Genomic DNA, 16,908 nt, shown 5'->3' on the forward strand with positions numbered 1-16,908 from the left:
AATGTTCCAGAGGCGCTGTTCCGACGAGACGGGTGGGTGCGAGCGGGTGTCCGCCCGGGAGATCAGGCCGGTGTCGGGTTTTTGGACCCCAGTCGGGCCAACGGCCCCGCGGCCTTGACCGAGACTCGAACGGTCTGTTGGGCGCTGTAGGAGATGGGGGTTTCGAGGATGTCGACGACCTCCACCCTCAGCGGGTCCGCGCCCGCTTCGATGGCGCGCTCGACGGCCGCTCGTGAGGCCTTGGCGACCGCTTCGTCGCGGTCCTCATAGGTCCCGATCTCCTGGGCCCGGCCACCCACCAGGGACATGGCGGCCCCGACCGCGTTGGCCACGTCCCCGTGTTCGGGCCGCAGGACGGTTCCGGCTCCGGGAAGTTCGGCCGGGACCAGGAACGCGCCGCCGCCGACGACCACCAGCGGCATGTCGAGCTTTCCGTGCGAGAGCCGCTCCACGGACTCCTGGAGCCACTCGTGGGCCCGGCCCAGTGCCGCCTCCAGTACGCGGCCCACGTCCTGGGGGACGTCGAGGCTCCACTCGTTGGCGATCGCCGTGTCGTGCCCTGCGTGTACGACCGCGTCCGTGAGGGTGGCGGTCTCCCCGCCGAAGGTGAGCGCGGCGGTCTGCAGCCGGTGGCCGACGGAGCCCGGGCCGACGCGTCCGGTCTGGGTGTCGACGTGGGTACCGCCGCCGACTCCGATGCTGAGCACGTCCGGCATGCGGAAGTTGGTGCGTACTCCCCCGATCTCTCGGGGCAGGGTCGACTCACGGGGGAACCCGCCGACGACCACGCCCAGGTCACTGGTGGTTCCGCCGACGTCGATGACGATGGCGTTCTCCGCTCCGGAGAGGAAGGCCGCCCCCCGGATGGAGTTGGCCGGGCCGGAACCGATGGTCAGCACCGGGAAGCGCGCCGCGAAGTCCAGGGCCATGAGGGTGCCGTCGTTCTGCGCGAAGTACACGGCGGCGTCGGTGAGGTCCTGTTCCTCCACCACGGTCAGCAGGGCGTCGGCCACCCCCCGGGCGATCCCGTAGAGCGCCGCGTTGAGGACGGTGGCGTTCTCGCGTTCGAGCAGGCCGATGGCGCCGATGTCCTGGCTGAGCGAGACCGGGGTGTCCTGGCCCAGGTGTTCGCGGACGATCTCCCCGACCCGCGCCTCCTGTTCCGGGAAGGACGGGCTGAAGATCCCGCACACGGCGACGGCGTCGACCGGTTGTTCGAGACCGGACAGGAAGTCCTTGACGGCTCGGGGATCCAGCGGCGAGATGGGCATGCCGTCCACCATGTGGCCGCCGGGCAGCACGGCCGAGCCCGCCAGGACACTGTCCCGCAGGTCCTGGGGCCAACCGGTCAAGGGCGGGAAGCCGGTGGCGGCCGGTGCTCCGAGGCGGATGACGGCCACTCGGCCCAGCCCCCGGCGGCCCACGATGGCGTTGGTCGCGTGGGTGGTGCCCATCATGACGCGGGCGACCTCGCCTCGTCGGTCCCCCAGGGTCTCCAGGACGGCGGCGATCGCGGCGCGGATGCCGCCGGTCACGTCGTCCGTGGTCGGCTGCTTGGTGTGGGCGATCACCCGGTTGGACGCGTCCAGGACGACGGCGTCGGTGTTGGTGCCGCCGACGTCCACTCCGAGCGACAGGTCGCCGTGGTCGGGGGAACGGGGTTCGGTACTCACGATTTCGGCCTTCACGCGTTCGCTCCCGACGTGCTCGGTTCTTCGTTCTGCTCCGTCGAGGGCCGGGAAATGGCCCCCGCTTCGAACGGCACGTAGTCGATGTCGTAGCCGAAGGCGCGGGGCCCGGCGATGTCGAGTCCGCGTTCGGTACGCCAGAGGGGGTCGCAGGCCCAGGCCAGCACCGACACCCGCTGGCCGAAGCGCAGGAGTTCGGTGGAGATCGCGTGGCCGGTCTCGCTGTCCACCAGGGTGACCAGGTCGGGCACGCTGACCAGGATCTCTCCGTCTTCCAGCACGACCAGGTTCTCGTTCTGCAGCTCCACCCTGAGCAACCGGTCCCGCTCGGTCCCGGTACCGGAGATCGTCACCGAGCCGCGGACGAATCCCCCTTCGGTACGGCGTGAGACGTCGATGATCTTCCCGTTGATCAGCACGTCGGCCCGCAGGGTCCGGGCGAGCGCGTGAACCGGCTCCTCCGCTTCGAGCATGGCGTGGCCGACCTCGATGGCCCGGCTGACCGTTCCCTCGATGACGGCTCCGGGGACGTCCTTCGCGTCGAGCAGCGAGGCGCCCAGGCACAGGGAACCGCTGGCGACGGAGAAGGCCCGGACGTGGCGCTCCAGCCATGTGGCGTCGACGGTGCGCATCACGATCACGTTCCCGACCACGTCCGAGAGGACGGTGGTGTCGCGGGGCACGCCCGCCACGTTCATGGCCACCATCGTGGCCTCGGGGAACGCCCGTCCCATGCCGTCGGCGTCGAGGACGTCGAGCCCCAACTGGGCCGCCCAGCCGACCGGGCCCACACCGTTGGTGCCGCCGATCTCCGTGGCCATCACCGCGGTGATCCTGCGGCCCGCGACCCGCTCCGCCTCGCGCAGCAGGGTCTCGGGCTGTTCCGCCGAGGGGAGCATCTCGATCCCCACCGTCGGGGCCCCGATGCCGGCCATCACGATGACCATGTCGTCGTCGGTCAGTTCCTCGACCGTGCGAAGCCGCACGGGACCGTGTTTGCTCAGTGCGTCCGCGACACCGAACTGCGAAGTGGTGACGGCCCCGCCGCCGCCGGTTCCGAAGATGGCGGCCCCGGCTGCCAGGGCCGCGACATCATCGGAGGATATGTTTCTTGTCATATTCGGAGCCTAGACAGACCCCGCTCAAAAACAATGTCCTGATGGCACAGGAAAGTTGGGTACTTTGGGCTGATGGCACACATCGGCATCGAGCACATCCTTCGACAATCCTCCAGAATGGGAATCGAAGCGGTGGCGGGACCGCGGAAGGGGCGCAGGATCTCGCGCGTGGAGATCGCCGACATCGGTTCCATCGGCTCCCTTCCGGCCGGGACCCTGGTGATCGCCGACGTGTCCGAGCCGCCTTCGGCCTACCGGATCGACATCGCGATCCGCCAGGCCAGCGCCCAGGAGCTGGCGGGGCTCGTCTTCCCCGCGGAACTGTCCCCGGCCCTGACCTCCCAGGACCTGGCCGAACGTGGGGGGATCCCGGTGCTGCGGGCCCCGGGCCAGAAGGCCTCCGATCTGGCCGTGGCGATAGACCGCATGGTCAACAGCGAGGCCTCCGACGTCCTGACGCGGACACGGTTCGCGCTGGACAGGGTGCGAGAGGCCGCCGAGGGACCGCCGGAGGGCCGGGTGGCGGCGGTGCTCACCGCGGCGGGACGAGCACTCGGCGGAAAGGTCGAACTGAGGACGGACCCCCAGGTCGGCTGGACGGAGGAAACGGCCGTGTTCGTCGGCGAGGCGCCACGCGGCAGGCTGGTCTTCGAAGTCGACGACCAGGACGGCTACGCGGGGGACGACGCCGCGCGCCTGGCCCTGCCCGGTATCGCCTCCGTGGTGTCCAAGGTGCTGCTCAGGGAGGTGCAGCGCCGTTTCGCTCCCCGGCAGACCTCCGCCGAACTCATCGCGCAACTGGTGGTGGCCGAGTCCTCCCGGGTCGACTCATTGGCCGATCAGGCCTATCAGCTCGGCTTCCCGCTCCAGCTCTCGCACGTGGTGGCCTGGCTCGAATTCACCGACCCCGGGGACACCAGCCAACTTCCGCCGCGCGCCTTGCAGTCCGCGCTCGAACTCCACGCGCTCGAACTCTTCGAGCACCGCGACGAGCTCTGGCACATCGCCTTCATCCGCGATGACGCGTTGATCGTCTCCTCGGAGAACCCCGGCAGGGGCGACCAGCAGCGCAGGCTCCGCGAGGTCGCGGCGGGCATCGCCGACCACGCCCGGATCCTGGCCGGCGGCCGCTGGGAATCGACCGTGGGGCTGGGCGCCCCGCAGGTGGGGGCGTCCGGTCTGCGACAGTCCGCCTCCGAGGCGAGGATCGCCGCCGAGACGGCCGTGGCCTCCGGCCGGATCGGGCATATCGAGGTCACCGACGTCACCGGCCTCAAACGCGTCCTACTCGACTTCTACGCCTCCCCCACCAGCCGCAAGCTGCTGGAGGACCTGCTGCACCCGCTGGGCTCCACGAACCCGCACCGGACCGAGACGGCGGTCAGGACACTGCTGGCCTATCTGAGCCATCGGAACTCTCCGGCGAAGGCCGCTCGGGAGCTCCAGCTGCACCCCAACGCGGTCAGCTACCGGATCCGCAAGATCACGAAGGATCTTCAACTGGACCTCGACGATCCCGACACCCGCTTCGCCGTGGAACTCGCCTGCCGGGTCCGTCTCCTGAGCGCCGAGCGACGCTGAGGGGTGTTCGTTCCGCGTCGGTGCGCGGCCCGGGACATCGCCGAGGCGATGTCCCGGGCGGAACCGCACGTGTACCCGGGGGTGGGGTGCTCCTTCCCACCGGTCCCGACCTCGGCCCTCGTTCGTGTCCGGGAGCGGACGGCCCTCCTGGCCGAACCCCGAATGGAGTCGACACGACGGCACCTGGGACGTCCCATGGCGGGGCGTCCCAGGCGCCGTTCGACTTTCCCCTACCAGTGGACGGTGGCCTTGGCCGCGAGGTGCCCGTGGTCGTCCACCGCCACCACCCGGGCCTCGTCCTTCCCGTCCGTCACACCCACCGTGATCTCGCGGTCCACGAAGAGCGGGGCGGTCGCGGTGAACGAGTAGCGGGCGGGTGTCCTCTCGTGGCCTCGACCATCACCGTCGTGGCCCATGGCGGCGTCCAGCATCAGCAGCCGGGTGAGCGGACCGTGCACGAGCAGGTCCGCCAGTCCCTCTTCCCGTTGGGCCCAGTCCCGGTCGTAGTGCACGCGATGCGTGTTGAAGGTGATCGCCGAGAAGCGGAAGAGACGCCGGGAGTCCGGTGTGTGCCGGTAGGACCGCTCCCCCACCTCCTCCACCTCGCGCGGTGGCGCCGGTGGGGCACCCTCCTCAAGGAACACGTCGTGCCAGGTGCTCTCGACGGCCGGTTCTCCGTCCACGAAGTACCGTCGCTCGATGTCGGCGAAGACGAGCTTTCCGTTCCTGCCGCTCTTCTCCGTGACGCGTCCGGCCCGCACCCGCTGTTCGACGGTGTCGCCCAACCGGATCGGGCGGTGGAAGACGGTGTCCTCACCGGCGTACATCCTGCGTGGCAGATCGATCTCGGGCAGCACGTCGTCGCTCGGCGTGCCATCGGGGCGGAGCCCGTCCATGGTGGAGGAGAAGGGGAAGTACAACCCCTCCCACCCCGGGGGCAGCGGATCGCCGAGGGAAAGCTCGGGGAGCCCGGGGGCGAAGGTGCCCCGGTAGTTCTCCGCCGGAGCGAGATCCACGCGCTGGATACGCGTCACTTCACCGTCGCCCATCAGACGGTTCTGTTCTTCTTCAGCACGGCGATCTCCTCCGGGGAGTAACCGGCGACGACGGACAGCACCCGGTCGGTGTGCTCACCGAGCCGGTTGGCCGTCCTCTCCGTTTCGGCGGGGGTCTCGCTCAGCTTGATCGGCTGACCGAACATCCTCAGCCGACCCAGGTCTCCGTAGTCCGCCTCCACGATCATGTCCCGCTCGGCCGTACCGGGGTCCTCGACGACGTCGGCGACGGTGCGCAGCGCCGTCAGCGGGACGATGTCTCCGGCCAGTTCCTCCAATTCGGCCTGGGTACGGCCCTGGAACCAGGAGTCGATCAGCGGCTTGACCTTCCTGTCGTAGACCTCCTCGTCGAAGCGTTTGCGCATGGTGTCGATCTCCGGGTCCTCGGCGGCCTCGGGGGTGCCGAACAACTCGCAGGTGACCCGCCACAGCTTGTCCGTGTACCCGGCGAAGAACACCTGGCCGTCGGCGCAGTCGAAGAGTCCGTAGGGGCGCACCCACGCGTGCTCGTTGCCGGCCGGTTCGGCGACCTTGCCGTTGACGGTGTAATCGACCACGGCCGTCTCGGTGAGGGCGATGATGCTGTCCACCTGGGCGATGTCGACCTTCTGCCCGAGCCCGCCACGCTCGACGTGCCGGATCGCGGCCAGGGTGCCGATGACGGCGAAGAGCGCGGCCGACAGGTCTCCGATCGTGGTGCCCACCCGGACCGGGGCCGTTCCGGGGTATCCGTTCATGGACCACAGGCCGCCGGCCGCCTGGGCCGTACTGTCGAAGGCCGGTCGGCGACTCCGGGAACCCGTGTGCCCGTAGCCGGAGATGGCCGTGTACACGAGCGCCGGGTTGATCTCCTTGAGCACCTCGTAGCCCACACCGAGCTTCTCCATGGTGCCGGGCCGGAAGTTCTCCAGCAGCACGTCCGCCTTGGCCACGAGGTCCTTGAGGACCTTCTTGCCCTGCTCGCCCGAGAGGTCGATGGTCAGGCCGAGCTTGCCTCGGTTGTACTGGCCGTAGTAGCCGCTGAACTCCTCCGTGTCGGCGCCCTCGGCCCCCTCATCGCCCTCGACGTCTCCCGGAGCGGTCAGGTACGGGGGGAAACCGCGGGAGACGTCGGGATCATTGGGGTTCTCGATCTTGATGACCGTGGCTCCCATGTCGGCGAGGATCTGGGCGGCGTAGGGCCCGGCCAGCACGCGCGACAGGTCCAGCACCACGATCCCGTCGAGCGCTCCGTCTCCACCGCCCAACTGACGGATGATCTCCTGCGTGTCGTTCATAGCGATCTCACTCCCTGTCGTCGGGCTGTGTGCGGGTCCGGGCCGAGGTTCGACCTCGGTGGACGTCTCCCGCACGGGTCAAGCGGAGGTTCCCCGCAACTCGCCCAGTACCTCGCGCGCGTACTCCTGCCGGATGCGTCCGGCCTCGACCAGTCGGGCGGCCACCTCCGAGACCTCCTGTCCCTCCGCGCCGGCGGTGGCCGCGAGGGTGCGGGCGTGCAGGGCCATGTGTCCGCGTTGGATCCCCTCCGCGGCCAGGGCCCGACAGGCGGCCAGGTTCTGCACGAGTCCCACCGCGGCGATGACCTCGCCGAGTTCCACGGCTGAGTCGACCCCCAGGATCCTGATCGCGGCCCTGGCGGTGGGGTGCGCTCGTGTGGCGCCGCCGACCAGACCCACGGCCAGGGGCACCTCCAGTGTGCCCACCAGGTTCCCGGCCGTGTTCCTCTCGAAGCGCGAGAGCGCCGTGTAGCGGCCGTCCCTCACCGCGTGGGAGTGGCATCCGGCCTCGACCGCGCGGGTGTCGTTCCCGGTGGCGAGCACGACGGCGGAGATGCCGTTCATGATGCCCTTGTTGTGCGTCGCGGCCCGGTAAGGGTCCGCGGAGGCGAAGTCACTGGCCAAAACGATGTCGTCGACCACCTGGGAGCCGCCCAGCAGTTCGGCGTCGAACTCACCGCGCACCCGCACGAGCCGTCGGTCGGCCTTGTTGCTGAGGATGCGCAGCAGCGACCTGCCACCGGAGAGCTCGGCCAGGCGGGGAGCCAGCGCCTCGGCCATCGTGTTGACGGCGTTGGCCCCCATCGCGTCGCGGACGTCCACGATCAGGTGCACGATGAGGTGGGTCCCCGAGGCCGTGGGGACCATGCGGACCTCCACGGAGCGGGCCCCGCCGCCCAACTCCACCAGGACGGGGTCCTGCTCGTTGGCCTGGGCGAGGATCTCCTCCTCGACCTCCAGGATCCTGAACCGGGCCTCCTCCGGGTTGGGCACGTCCACGAGCTGGACCTGGGAGATCATCACCGGACCGGAGGTGGAGGCCCTCAACCCGCCGAGCCCTCGGGCCATCCGGGCCGCGTTGGACGCCGCGGCCACCACGCTCGGTTCCTCGATGGCCATGGGGACGAGGTGGTCGCGACCGTTGACGGTCAGGTTGGTCGCGATCCCCAACGGAACGCCGAAGACTCCGATGGCGTTCTCGATCATCTGGTCGGCCTGCTCGAAGACGAGGCCGCTCTGGGGCTCGAAGACCTCGGCGTCCACTCCGGAATCCTCGGTGACCCGGGTACGGCGCTCCTGGACACTGAGTTCCCGGAGCCCTGGGATACGACTGTTGACGGGCAAGAATCCACCTCCTGGCGCACGGTGCCCGACGAGTCGCCGGGCCTCCTTCTCACACTCAGTGGCGAGAATATGGTCGCCCCGTGTCGCGCAGCATGGTTCTGAAATACATGAAAAGCGCGAATCACTGTGTCGAGAGTCCATGCCGGCCTCATGCGGCTCCCCCGGTGAATCGCTCCCGCAGTTCGTCCATGCGCACCGCCAGGGAGATCCGGAAGTAGTTCTCGTCCTCCCGCCATCCGTCACCGAGGACCCGGTCCAGCCGTTCCAGTCGCTGGAGGATCGTGTTGACGTGGAAGTTGAGGGCGCGCGCGGTCCGGGTGGGACCGGCCCCGTGGTGGACGAAGGCCCTCAGGGTACGGAGCAGTTCCGTTCCCCGTTCGGCGTCGTACCGCTTGACCTCCCCCAGGGACCGGTGGAGGAAGTGCGTCATCCCGGGGGCGTCGGTGTCGAAGATGGCCGCGTAGGGGATGTAGTCGCTCGTCTCGGCGAGGACGTCGGAGACCCTGAGCGCCTCCAACAGGCGCACGGTCTTCTTCACGAGGGGGAACTGGACGCCCTGTTCCCCCTCGGGCGGGAGCACGCCGAGCACTCCGCCCATGACGTGTTGGGCGACCCCGCTTCGGATCTCCTCGGCCCTGCTCTCCAGCCCGGGCCTGCCCAGGACGACGACGAGCCCCTGGTGCTCCCCCACCAGCGACCGTGCGGGGGCCAGCGACACCGCGAGCCGCACGGCGCGACCGCGCTGTCCGGTCGGGACGGAGAGCGCGAGCAGGGAGGTGAGGTCCACGGTCTCCATGCCCCGTTGCCTGCCCCGGGCGATGGCGTCCTGGCGCCGTTCCTCGTCCTCCGAGAGCAGGTCGGCGATGAGTTCGGTGTGCACGCGGTACTCCGTCTCGGCCACGGCCTCCTGTGAGAGCAGCAGCAACGCGCACACCTGCGCCGCTCGTTCGACGGTGCGGGCGTCCACGTCGGTGAGGGGGAAACCGCCCCGGCCGAGGAGGACCGTGCCCAGGTGCCGCTCTCCGGCCGCGAACACCACCACGCCCTCCACGGGCCCCTCGTCCACGAGCTCGACGAGGCGTCCCGACTCGGTGCTGCGGCGCAGCGCCCGGACCATCTCCTCGTCCTGGGGTATGTCGACCTCGGCCAGCCCGTCCCCCGCCTCGGCCAGGGGGTTCCCCGCCTGGTCGTACAGCGCCACGGGCCTGGCGAGTTCCTCGGACAGGGTGGTCGCCACCGTGCCGAAGTCACCGCCGGTCAGGACGGCCTCCACCAGCTTCCGGTGCACGCTGTGGGCCCTGTCCCGCTGGATCATGTGTTCGGTCAGTCGCGAGAGCGCCCGGCGGGACTCGTCCTCGGCGCGCTGGAGGCTGCGCAGTGTCCGGGCGGTCTGCAGGACCACCGAACCGTGGTCGGCCAGCGCGGTCAGCAGCGCGGTGTCCTCGGGGGTGAACTCGTGCTCCTCCCGGGTGGCGACGAAGAGCACCCCGAGGGCCTCGTCGTCCGCCAGCATGGGAACCCCGAGCATGGAGACGATGCCCTCCGCCCGCACCGCCGTGTCGATCCCGGCCTCTCTGCGGTCCGCCTCGAAGTCCGCGTACCTGGGCACCGAGCCCCCGGACCTGCGTTCCACCACGAGGCTGGCCAGCCCCTTGCCCGGGGGCACCCGCAGCGCCTGGAAGTCCGACGAGACGGAGCCGATCGTATGGCGAACGAACAGTTCGCGGGTCCTCGGGTCGTATTCGGACAGGTAGGTGAGGTCGCTGCCCATCATCTGGTGGGCGCGGTCGACGATCTTCTCCAGCAGCACGTCCCCGTCCCGCTCGGCGGCGAGTTCACGGGCGCTGGAGAACAGCGCGCCCAACTCGTGCTCCCGTCGACGCAGGCGCGCCAGTTCGCGTCTGTTCCTGGTGATCCTCTCGGAGAGGTCCCGCCCGGTGCGCTCGTCCAGCCCGAGGTGGGGCAGGGCCCGCAACGCGTCGGCCGCGTTCCCGTGGTGGGTGTCGGTGATGGAGGTGACGAGCATCGACACGGCCTCGTCCCTGGACAAGGGCTGTTCTCCGCGAGACCGATCGGTCTGGGCCGGGTTCTCCACGAACACCTCCGCGGTGCCACATCAGGATGGGATGAAGACTCATAAATCGAGCCGATCAACGTAGGGAAGACACATATCACGGATGTGACGGCCGCCACTAATTTGGTTGATGGCCCGATGGGACTCAAGCGCCCTCGCCATCGCTCCGTGCGCCTTCCCTGGCCGCACGACAATCACAAGGGAGAGTGGTATGGCCGTCTCGCACGACATCGACCGCGCCGGTCTCGACTCGCGTCAACAGCGGCGCAGGGCCGTCATCGGCAGTTCCGTGGGTACCGTCATCGAGTGGTACGACTTCACGCTGTACGGTCTCGCCGCGGCGCTGATCTTCGCCCCGCTCTTCTTCGGCGGGAGCGATCTCGCGGGTACCCTCGGCGCCTTCGCCACCTTCGCCGTGGGCTTCATGGCCCGTCCCCTGGGTGGTCTGTTGCTCTCCCACTATGGTGACAAGCTCGGACGCAAGGGAACGCTGCTGGTCACCCTGGTGATCATGGGCAGCGCCACGACGCTCATCGGTGTCCTGCCCACCTACGAGTCGATCGGCCTGTGGGCTCCGGTCCTGCTGATCGTCCTCAGGATCTTCCAGGGGGCCGGGGCCGGCGCGGAGTTCGCCGGGGCCATGACCATGGCCAGCGAGTCCTCGGCGACGGGAAGACGTGCCTTCACCGCCGGTTTCCCGGGTGCCTCCGTCTACGTGGGGATGGCCCTGGCCACCAGCACCTTCGCCGTCCTGACCTGGCTGATGTCCGATGAGGTGTTCCTGGCCTGGGGCTGGCGCCTGCCGTTCCTGGCCAGCGTGGCGATCGTCGCCATCGCGCTGTACTTCCGGTTCCGGGTGACGGAGACCGCGGCCTTCAAGGCCACCGAGAAGAACGACGACGTCAGCACCGCGCCCATCGTGGAGGCGGTGCGCGGCCACTGGCGCTTCCTCTTGGCGGGCATGGCCCTCTTCGTCTTCACGCTCCCCTGGGTCTACATCGTGCAGACCTTCGCCGTCTCGTACACCACCGGGACCTTAAACGTGGACTCCACGCACACGCTGATCGGCCTGCTCGTGGCCATGCTGCTCACCATCCCGGCGACCCTGGCTGCGGGAGCCCTGGCGGACCGGATCGGTCGCAAGCCCCTCCTCATGGGGGCGGCCATCTTCGGTGTCGTCTTCGCCTTCCCCATGTTCATGCTCTACCAGACGGAGAACTCCCTCCTCGTGGCCGTGGGGCTCATCCTCGGTCTCGCGGTCATCCAGGGAGCCACCATCGGTGTCTCCGCGGCGATGATCGCCGAGATCTTCCCCACCCGTATGCGCTGGAGCGGGATCGCGCTCTCCCGAGAGCTCCCCGCGGCCGTCGCGGCGGGCACCGCGCCCATGGTGGCCACCTGGCTGGTGGCGGTGGGTGGAGGAACCCCGTGGCTGGTGGCGGGCTACCTGGTCGTACTGAGCCTCATCGGTGTGGTCGGCATCTGGTACCTGCCCGAGACGCTGGTGAAGGCGCCCACGGTCGAGGAGAACCCGGAGGAGGAGTTCTCCCAGGGCGAGGTCGAGGAGACCCGGCTCGGCGGGCAGCGCGTCCACGACCACGGGTGACCCGTGTGGCCGCTCATCGGGGGATCCCCAGGCCGTGGTCGGCGAGGAGCAGATTCGCCGACCCGGCGGCCCGCTCAAGGTGTTCTTCGATACGTGCCCGGGGGCCACCGACGGACAGGGCGGCCACCACGTTGCCGGCCACCACGACCCCGACGGCCACGGCCGCCACGTCGGTGACGGACTCTCCGATGTTGGTCGCGTATCCGCGCCGTGCGGTCAGCGCGATCTCGGCCTCGACCGCTTCAGCCGGGACATCCGTGTGGCCCGGTGCCTCGGTGGCCTCGACCCCCGGAGCGCCGTAGGCGAGAAGGATCTTTCCGGAGCTGGAGGGCCACAGGCTCCTGCGTGTGCGCAGCACGGGGGAATAGGCGATGGGATGTTCGGAGGGCACGGTGTGCACGTAGGAGAGTTCCGATCCCACCGGAACGGCCAGTGTCACGGTCTCCCCGGTGCCGCGGGCCAATTCGCGCATGACCGGTTCGACGAGTTCGACGACGGAGGTCGAGCGCGAGGCGAGCAGCGCGTGCGCGCCGAGCCCCAGGACGTACCTACCGCCCTCGGGAACCTCCACCAGGTAGCCCTCGTCGACGAGCCCTCGGACGAAGTCGTAGATGGAGGAGCGGGGTGAGCGCGACTCCTCCACCAACTCTTGGAGGCTCGCCCCGCGCTCGCTCCGAACGACGTGTTCGAGGATCCCCACCACCCGGCTGACGGTGCGATGCCTGCCTACCACCGCCGCGTCACCTCCTCACGGTCGGCGTCGACCGACGTGGCCGGCCGCACGGGCCGCAGGGGAGAGTCGGAGAAGGAGATGTTCGGCGTCGTCCGGAGATAGGAGTGCCCCAGGGGATGCCGGATCTGCTGAACGGTTCCCCGTTCCCTCAGATAGTCGTCCTCCACCAGGGATTCGATGGTCCTGACCGGCTGCACGGGGACCCCTACCGACCCGCATTCGTCGAGGATCTCCCGTGTGGTCCGCTCGGCCGCGTAGTCGGCGATGATGGCCTGCACGTCCTCCATGTCGTCGTTCCGTTCCTGGTTGGTGGCGAACGGAACGTTCTCGGCGTCGCGGTCCACCCCGGCGATCCGGAGGAAGTCACTCCAGTTGCGGTCCGAGTACGGCAGGACGCAGACCCAACCGTCCAGGCATCGGTGCGGTCTGCGGCTGGGCGCCAACGTCCTGTGCCAGCCCGCGGGGCCCCGGGGCGGGATGAAGGAGAAGTCGTTGAGCTGCTCGGCGAGGTTGAAGTCGACCATCACGTCCACCATGGGGACGTCCACCCATTGGCCCCGCCCGTGCGTGTCCCGATGGTGCAGCGCCGCCAGGACGGAGTAGACGATGGTCAGGGCACAGACCTTGTCCGCCATCACGTAGGGGGCGTATCGCGGCCGGCCCCCGGACTTCGAGTAGATGTCGCACACCCCGGAGGCCGCCTGGACGGTGTCGTCGTAGGCGGGTGTATCGGCCATGGCCGAGTCACCGGCATAGCCCTGCGCGGTGCACAGGATCGCCCGCGGGTTGAGCGCTCGTACGGACTCCCAGTCCAGGCCGAATCTGCGGCGTCGGGCCGGCAGATGGTTGGTCACGATGATGTCCGCCGACCCCAGGATCCCGCGGAGTTCCGCCAGGCCCTCCTCGGTGCTCATGTCGATCGCGATGTTGTACTTGCCATCGCCCAGGGAGTGGGCCGCTCCGCTCATCCCGGGTGCGACGCGTGCGCCGATGTGCCGCACCACGTCTCCGCGGGGCGGTTCCACCTTGACGACGGTCGCGCCCAGTTTCGCCAGCAGCCTGCCGGCCATCGGTGCCATCACCACGCTGGAGATCTCCGCGACCCGCACACCGGCCAGCGGACCGGCCCCCGTCCCTGGATCCAGATCCACGTCGTCTCCCCCGCCCTCGGCGCCTCATCCGCATATCCGTTGCGTTAGCCGTATATGCAACTATCAGTCCGGTGGGAGCCGCTGTCAAGGAGTCGTCGCACGGCACTCGAACGTCGGGATCAGCGGACCACCGAACTGAGCAGCAGACTCGTCTCGCTGTTGACCACACCGTTGATCCCGCGCATCCGGCGCGGCAACTCGTCGAAGTCACGGAGGTTCTCACAGGAGATCTCCGCGACCAGGTCCCACCCGCCATTGGTGGTGTGCAGCGCCATGATCTCGGGGAATCCCCGCAACTCGGCGATCACGTGGTCGGTGGTCCGCCCCACCACTTCGATGAACGAGATCGCCCGCACCTCCCCCGTCGCACGGTGGTCGCGCACCCGCACGCCGACCCCACGATCACGCCCTGGGACTTGAGTTTCTCGATCCTGTTGGTCACCGTGGCCCACGAGTCGGTCCGCGTGGTCGGTCGCCAAGCGACCGACCACGCGGACCGCACTGTTCTCGGGGGACACTCCCGCCATCCGTCTCTTCTCGTCCCGGTACGTGTACGCGGTCGGCGCCCCTCCCGGATCGGTGATCAGACGGGGTCGGCCTCGATCACGCGGAAATCGGTTCCGGCGACCCGGTCGGAGACCGTACGCAACCGGAGACCGGAGGTCTCCAGGAGCACGGTGAAGTCCGCGAGGGTACGTTCGACGCCTCCGGCGGTCAGAACCAGCATGTTCAGGTCGCTCAGCGCGCTCTCCAAGGCCATCTCCGCGCCCGGGTCCGCGCGTTCGGACAGGACCGGTTCGACCAGGAGCAGGCGACTTCCCTCGCCCATCGCGGAGCGGCAGTTGCGGAGGATCCGTACACAGGACTCCTCGCTCCAGTTGTGCACCACGCTCTTGAGCAGGTAGGCGTCCGCTCCCGGAGGCACCCCCTCGAAGAAGTCTCCCTCGACCACCTCGCAGCGACCGCTCAGTCCGCGTTCCTCGATGAGGGCACGGGCCTGCTCGGCGACCTGAGGCGTTTCGAGTACCACCCCTCGCGCCCGGGGGTTCTCCGACAGGATCCGGCTGAGCAGGGTCCCGTCGCCGCCGCCGACGTCGACGATGGTCCGGTAGTCGCCGAAGCCGTGAGCGGCGGCGATGCGCGGGGCCTCGAACCGAGCGTTCTCGGCCATGGCACCGCCGAAGAGCGCGGCGTAGTCGGGATGGGCGCCCACGTAGTCGTAGAAGGACGACCCGTGCACCTCGTCGAAGGCCGCCCGGCCGGTCTCGATGCTGTGGGTCAGGTGCAGCCATGAGTCCCAGAACTCTCCACCGGTGAAGAGTCGGGAGATCATGCGCAGCGAGTGGTCCCGATCCTCGGTCAGGAAGCGTCCCAGGGGCGCCAGTCCGAAACGTCCCGGCTCGGGCTCGGAGAGGAGCTCCAGGGTGACCAGCGCCCGCACGAGTCTGCGGAGCGAGGGGGTGTGCGTGCCGGTGGCCCCCGCCAGGTCGTCGATGTCGCGGTGCTTGTCGCGAAGGAGGTCGGGCAGGCGCAGTTCGACCGCCGTCCTGATGATCTGCGAGCCCATGTACCCATAGGCCATCCGGACGACGGCGGCCCTTGAGGACGCCTCGGTCTCAGCGTGGTCAGCGGTGCGATTCATGGGTTCTCCCGGAGTAGGAGGTCGACGACCTCGGCGAAGGAGTCCGTGATGTCCCCGGCGCCGGAGGCCAGGAGTTCGGCTTCCTCGCCCACCCCGTAGGTCACCCCGATGGTGGCCATGCCCGCCGCGCGGCCCATGCGAATGTCACCGACGGTGTCTCCGACGACGGTGCACCGTTCCGGGTCGGTGTCGAGCAGCCCGGCGGCGTGCAGGGCCATCTCCGGGTCGGGTTTTCCCGTGGCCACCATGTCGTCGCCCACCAGGGCCTCGATCAGGTCGGCGATGTCCGTGGCGCGGACGGTCTTGCGTGCCCCGTCCAGGGTCTTGGACGTGGCCACCGCGGTCCGCGTGCCCCGCCCTCGCAGCCGGTCCAGTCCTTCACGGACGCCGGGGTAGAGGAGATCCCCTCGCCTTTCCCGCACGTAGGCGCCGAACCGCTCGCGGTACAGGGTCTTGGCCTTGACGATGTCGGGGTGCTCGGGTTCGAGGCCCATCAGTTGGGCCAGGTTCTGTTCCAAGGGCTTGCCGACGGTCGCGCGGATCTCGGCGTCGGGGAGTTCGTGCCCCATCTCCCGCAGGAGGTCGCTCGTGATCCGGGTGATGGCCGCGGGGCTGTCGACCAGTGTTCCGTCCAGGTCGAAGATGACCGCTCGTGCGCTCACGCTCCCGCCTCCTCCACGCTCATGGCGACGGCCAACTGCCCGGAGAGTCGGGCGTTGCTGACCAGGACGGCCTTGGTGGCCCTTCCACTGCGTCCGCCGGTCGCCTTCACCACGGCCTTCATGAGGAAGGGACTGAGGGCGTTGCCGGTCACACCCGTCCGCTCGGCCTCGGCCAGCGCCTCGGTGACGGCGGTGTCGATCTCCTGGGGGTCGAGGGCCTCCTCCTCGGGGATCGGCGCGGTGAGCAGCACCGTTCCGTCCCCGTTGAGGTCCCAGTGCAGGCGGGCCGCGCGGGCGACCGTTTCCATGTCGTCCACCCTGGTGACGGGGATCCCCGATGAGCGGGCGTAGAAGGCGGGGAACTCGTCGTACCGGTATCCCAGGAGCGGGACCCCCGCGGTCTCCAGGTACTCGACCGTCAGCGGCAGGTCGAGGATGCTCTTGGCACCCGCGCAGACGACCACCACCCTGGTCCGGGTGAACTGGAGCAGGTCCGCGGAGATGTCGAAGGTGCGCTGGGCGTCGCGGTGGACGCCTCCGATCCCCGCGGTCGAAAAGACCGGGATACCGGCGAGCCGGGCGATCACGATGGTCGAGGCCACGGTCGTGGCCCCGTGGGCGCCGCGGGCGAGCGCGAGGCCGAGGTCACGGCTGCTGACCTTGGCGATGTCGTCGGAGCGTCCGAAGAGGTCGATCTGCTTGTCGTCCATACCGACGACGAACTCGCCGTCGATGATCCCGATGGTGGCGGGTACGGCACCGGCGTCCCGTACGGCCGACTCGATGGCCTGGGCGATCTCGACGTTGAGCGGGTAGTCGGGGCCGTGAGCGATGAGCGAGGACTCCAGGGCCACGACAGGACGCCCGTCGGCCTGCGCGGCACGGACCTCCTCGTTGACTTTGAGTGGGGGGGCCATGTCTTTGCTCCTTCGCTTCTCACCTGTGGTGGGGGGCACTGGGTTTCAGCGTGCCGCCCG

General features: G+C 69.3%; 14 protein-coding genes. 2 read left to right on the plus strand and 12 right to left on the minus strand.

Annotated elements, in window-relative coordinates; genetic code table 11:
• Nucleotides 1-62: 62 nt before the first annotated feature.
• Both BQ8420_RS19550 and BQ8420_RS19555 read right to left on the minus strand, forming a co-directional pair.
• Entirely contained in the window at nt 63-1,673 is a 1,611-nt protein-coding gene (locus BQ8420_RS19550; protein ID WP_087100637.1) for a hydantoinase/oxoprolinase N-terminal domain-containing protein, read from the minus strand.
• 11 nt (nt 1,674-1,684) lie between these two features.
• Nucleotides 1,685-2,806: a DUF917 domain-containing protein gene (locus BQ8420_RS19555; protein ID WP_087100580.1), complete on the minus strand. Its 1,122-nt coding sequence runs from the start codon at nt 2,804-2,806 to the stop codon at nt 1,685-1,687.
• A 117-nt stretch (nt 2,807-2,923) separates the two neighbouring features.
• Here BQ8420_RS19555 and BQ8420_RS19560 point away from each other — a divergent pair, with 117 nt between their 5' ends.
• A complete protein-coding gene (locus BQ8420_RS19560) occupies nt 2,924-4,387 on the plus strand; it encodes a CdaR family transcriptional regulator (RefSeq protein ID WP_160049371.1) in 1,464 nt (487 codons plus the stop codon).
• 230 nt (nt 4,388-4,617) lie between these two features.
• On the opposite strand, the gene BQ8420_RS19565 is transcribed toward BQ8420_RS19560, so the two are convergent.
• From BQ8420_RS19565 to BQ8420_RS19580, 4 genes are all read right to left on the minus strand, one after another.
• Nucleotides 4,618-5,436, minus strand: coding sequence for a MaoC family dehydratase N-terminal domain-containing protein (locus tag BQ8420_RS19565; protein ID WP_087100582.1), 819 nt, complete (start codon nt 5,434-5,436; stop codon nt 4,618-4,620).
• On the minus strand, nt 5,436-6,719 hold the full coding sequence (locus BQ8420_RS19570) for a CaiB/BaiF CoA-transferase family protein (protein ID WP_087100583.1): 1,284 nt from the start codon (nt 6,717-6,719) through the stop codon (nt 5,436-5,438). The genes BQ8420_RS19565 and BQ8420_RS19570 overlap by 1 nt, the downstream gene beginning before the upstream one ends.
• A 78-nt stretch (nt 6,720-6,797) precedes the next feature.
• Nucleotides 6,798-8,063, minus strand: coding sequence for a hydroxymethylglutaryl-CoA reductase, degradative (locus BQ8420_RS19575; RefSeq protein WP_087100584.1), 1,266 nt, complete (start codon nt 8,061-8,063; stop codon nt 6,798-6,800).
• Nucleotides 8,064-8,211: 148 nt separating this feature from the next.
• Nucleotides 8,212-10,113, minus strand: a complete 1,902-nt coding sequence (locus BQ8420_RS19580) for a GAF domain-containing protein (protein ID WP_200815999.1) — start codon at nt 10,111-10,113, stop codon at nt 8,212-8,214.
• A gap of 235 nt (nt 10,114-10,348) precedes the next feature.
• On the opposite strand from BQ8420_RS19580, the gene BQ8420_RS19585 reads away from it, so the two are divergent.
• Nucleotides 10,349-11,743: an MFS transporter gene (locus BQ8420_RS19585; protein WP_087100585.1), complete on the plus strand. Its 1,395-nt coding sequence runs from the start codon at nt 10,349-10,351 to the stop codon at nt 11,741-11,743.
• A 13-nt stretch (nt 11,744-11,756) separates the two neighbouring features.
• On the opposite strand, the gene BQ8420_RS19590 is transcribed toward BQ8420_RS19585, so the two are convergent.
• The 6 genes from BQ8420_RS19590 to BQ8420_RS19615 all read right to left on the minus strand — a co-directional run bounded on the left by BQ8420_RS19590 (nt 11,757) and on the right by BQ8420_RS19615 (nt 16,848).
• Nucleotides 11,757-12,476, minus strand: a complete 720-nt coding sequence (locus BQ8420_RS19590) for an IclR family transcriptional regulator (protein WP_087100586.1) — start codon at nt 12,474-12,476, stop codon at nt 11,757-11,759.
• Nucleotides 12,470-13,627, minus strand: a complete 1,158-nt coding sequence (locus BQ8420_RS19595) for a CaiB/BaiF CoA-transferase family protein (RefSeq protein WP_087100587.1) — start codon at nt 13,625-13,627, stop codon at nt 12,470-12,472. Before BQ8420_RS19595 ends, BQ8420_RS19590 begins: the two co-directional genes overlap by 7 nt.
• 119 nt (nt 13,628-13,746) lie before the next feature.
• A complete protein-coding gene (locus BQ8420_RS19600) occupies nt 13,747-14,154 on the minus strand; it encodes an Lrp/AsnC family transcriptional regulator (protein ID WP_087100588.1) in 408 nt (135 codons plus the stop codon).
• Nucleotides 14,155-14,210: 56 nt separating this feature from the next.
• Nucleotides 14,211-15,269, minus strand: coding sequence for a methyltransferase (locus BQ8420_RS19605; RefSeq protein WP_087100589.1), 1,059 nt, complete (start codon nt 15,267-15,269; stop codon nt 14,211-14,213).
• On the minus strand, nt 15,266-15,931 hold the full coding sequence (locus BQ8420_RS19610; protein ID WP_087100590.1) for an HAD family hydrolase: 666 nt from the start codon (nt 15,929-15,931) through the stop codon (nt 15,266-15,268). Before BQ8420_RS19610 ends, BQ8420_RS19605 begins: the two co-directional genes overlap by 4 nt.
• A complete protein-coding gene (locus tag BQ8420_RS19615; RefSeq protein WP_087100591.1) occupies nt 15,928-16,848 on the minus strand; it encodes a pseudouridine-5'-phosphate glycosidase in 921 nt (306 codons plus the stop codon). Before BQ8420_RS19615 ends, BQ8420_RS19610 begins: the two co-directional genes overlap by 4 nt.
• Between the last annotated feature and the right edge of the window lie 60 nt (nt 16,849-16,908).

The organism is Nocardiopsis sp. JB363 (assembly GCF_900143625.1).
Classification (GTDB): Bacteria; Actinomycetota; Actinomycetes; order Streptosporangiales; family Streptosporangiaceae; genus Nocardiopsis.

Excerpts from the sequence above, each read along its gene's own strand:
- BQ8420_RS19600 (WP_087100588.1), bottom strand. The coding sequence starts at position 14,154 with ATGGCGGGAGTGTCCCCCGAGAACAGTGCGGTCCGCGTGGTCGGTCGC.
- BQ8420_RS19565 (WP_087100582.1), bottom strand. The coding sequence starts at position 5,436 with ATGGGCGACGGTGAAGTGACGCGTATCCAGCGCGTGGATCTCGCTCCG.
- BQ8420_RS19605 (WP_087100589.1), bottom strand. The coding sequence starts at position 15,269 with ATGAATCGCACCGCTGACCACGCTGAGACCGAGGCGTCCTCAAGGGCC.
- BQ8420_RS19615 (WP_087100591.1), bottom strand. The coding sequence starts at position 16,848 with ATGGCCCCCCCACTCAAAGTCAACGAGGAGGTCCGTGCCGCGCAGGCC.
- BQ8420_RS19570 (WP_087100583.1), bottom strand. The coding sequence starts at position 6,719 with ATGAACGACACGCAGGAGATCATCCGTCAGTTGGGCGGTGGAGACGGA.
- BQ8420_RS19585 (WP_087100585.1), top strand. The coding sequence starts at position 10,349 with ATGGCCGTCTCGCACGACATCGACCGCGCCGGTCTCGACTCGCGTCAA.
- BQ8420_RS19555 (WP_087100580.1), bottom strand. The coding sequence starts at position 2,806 with ATGACAAGAAACATATCCTCCGATGATGTCGCGGCCCTGGCAGCCGGG.
- BQ8420_RS19560 (WP_160049371.1), top strand. The coding sequence starts at position 2,924 with ATGGGAATCGAAGCGGTGGCGGGACCGCGGAAGGGGCGCAGGATCTCG.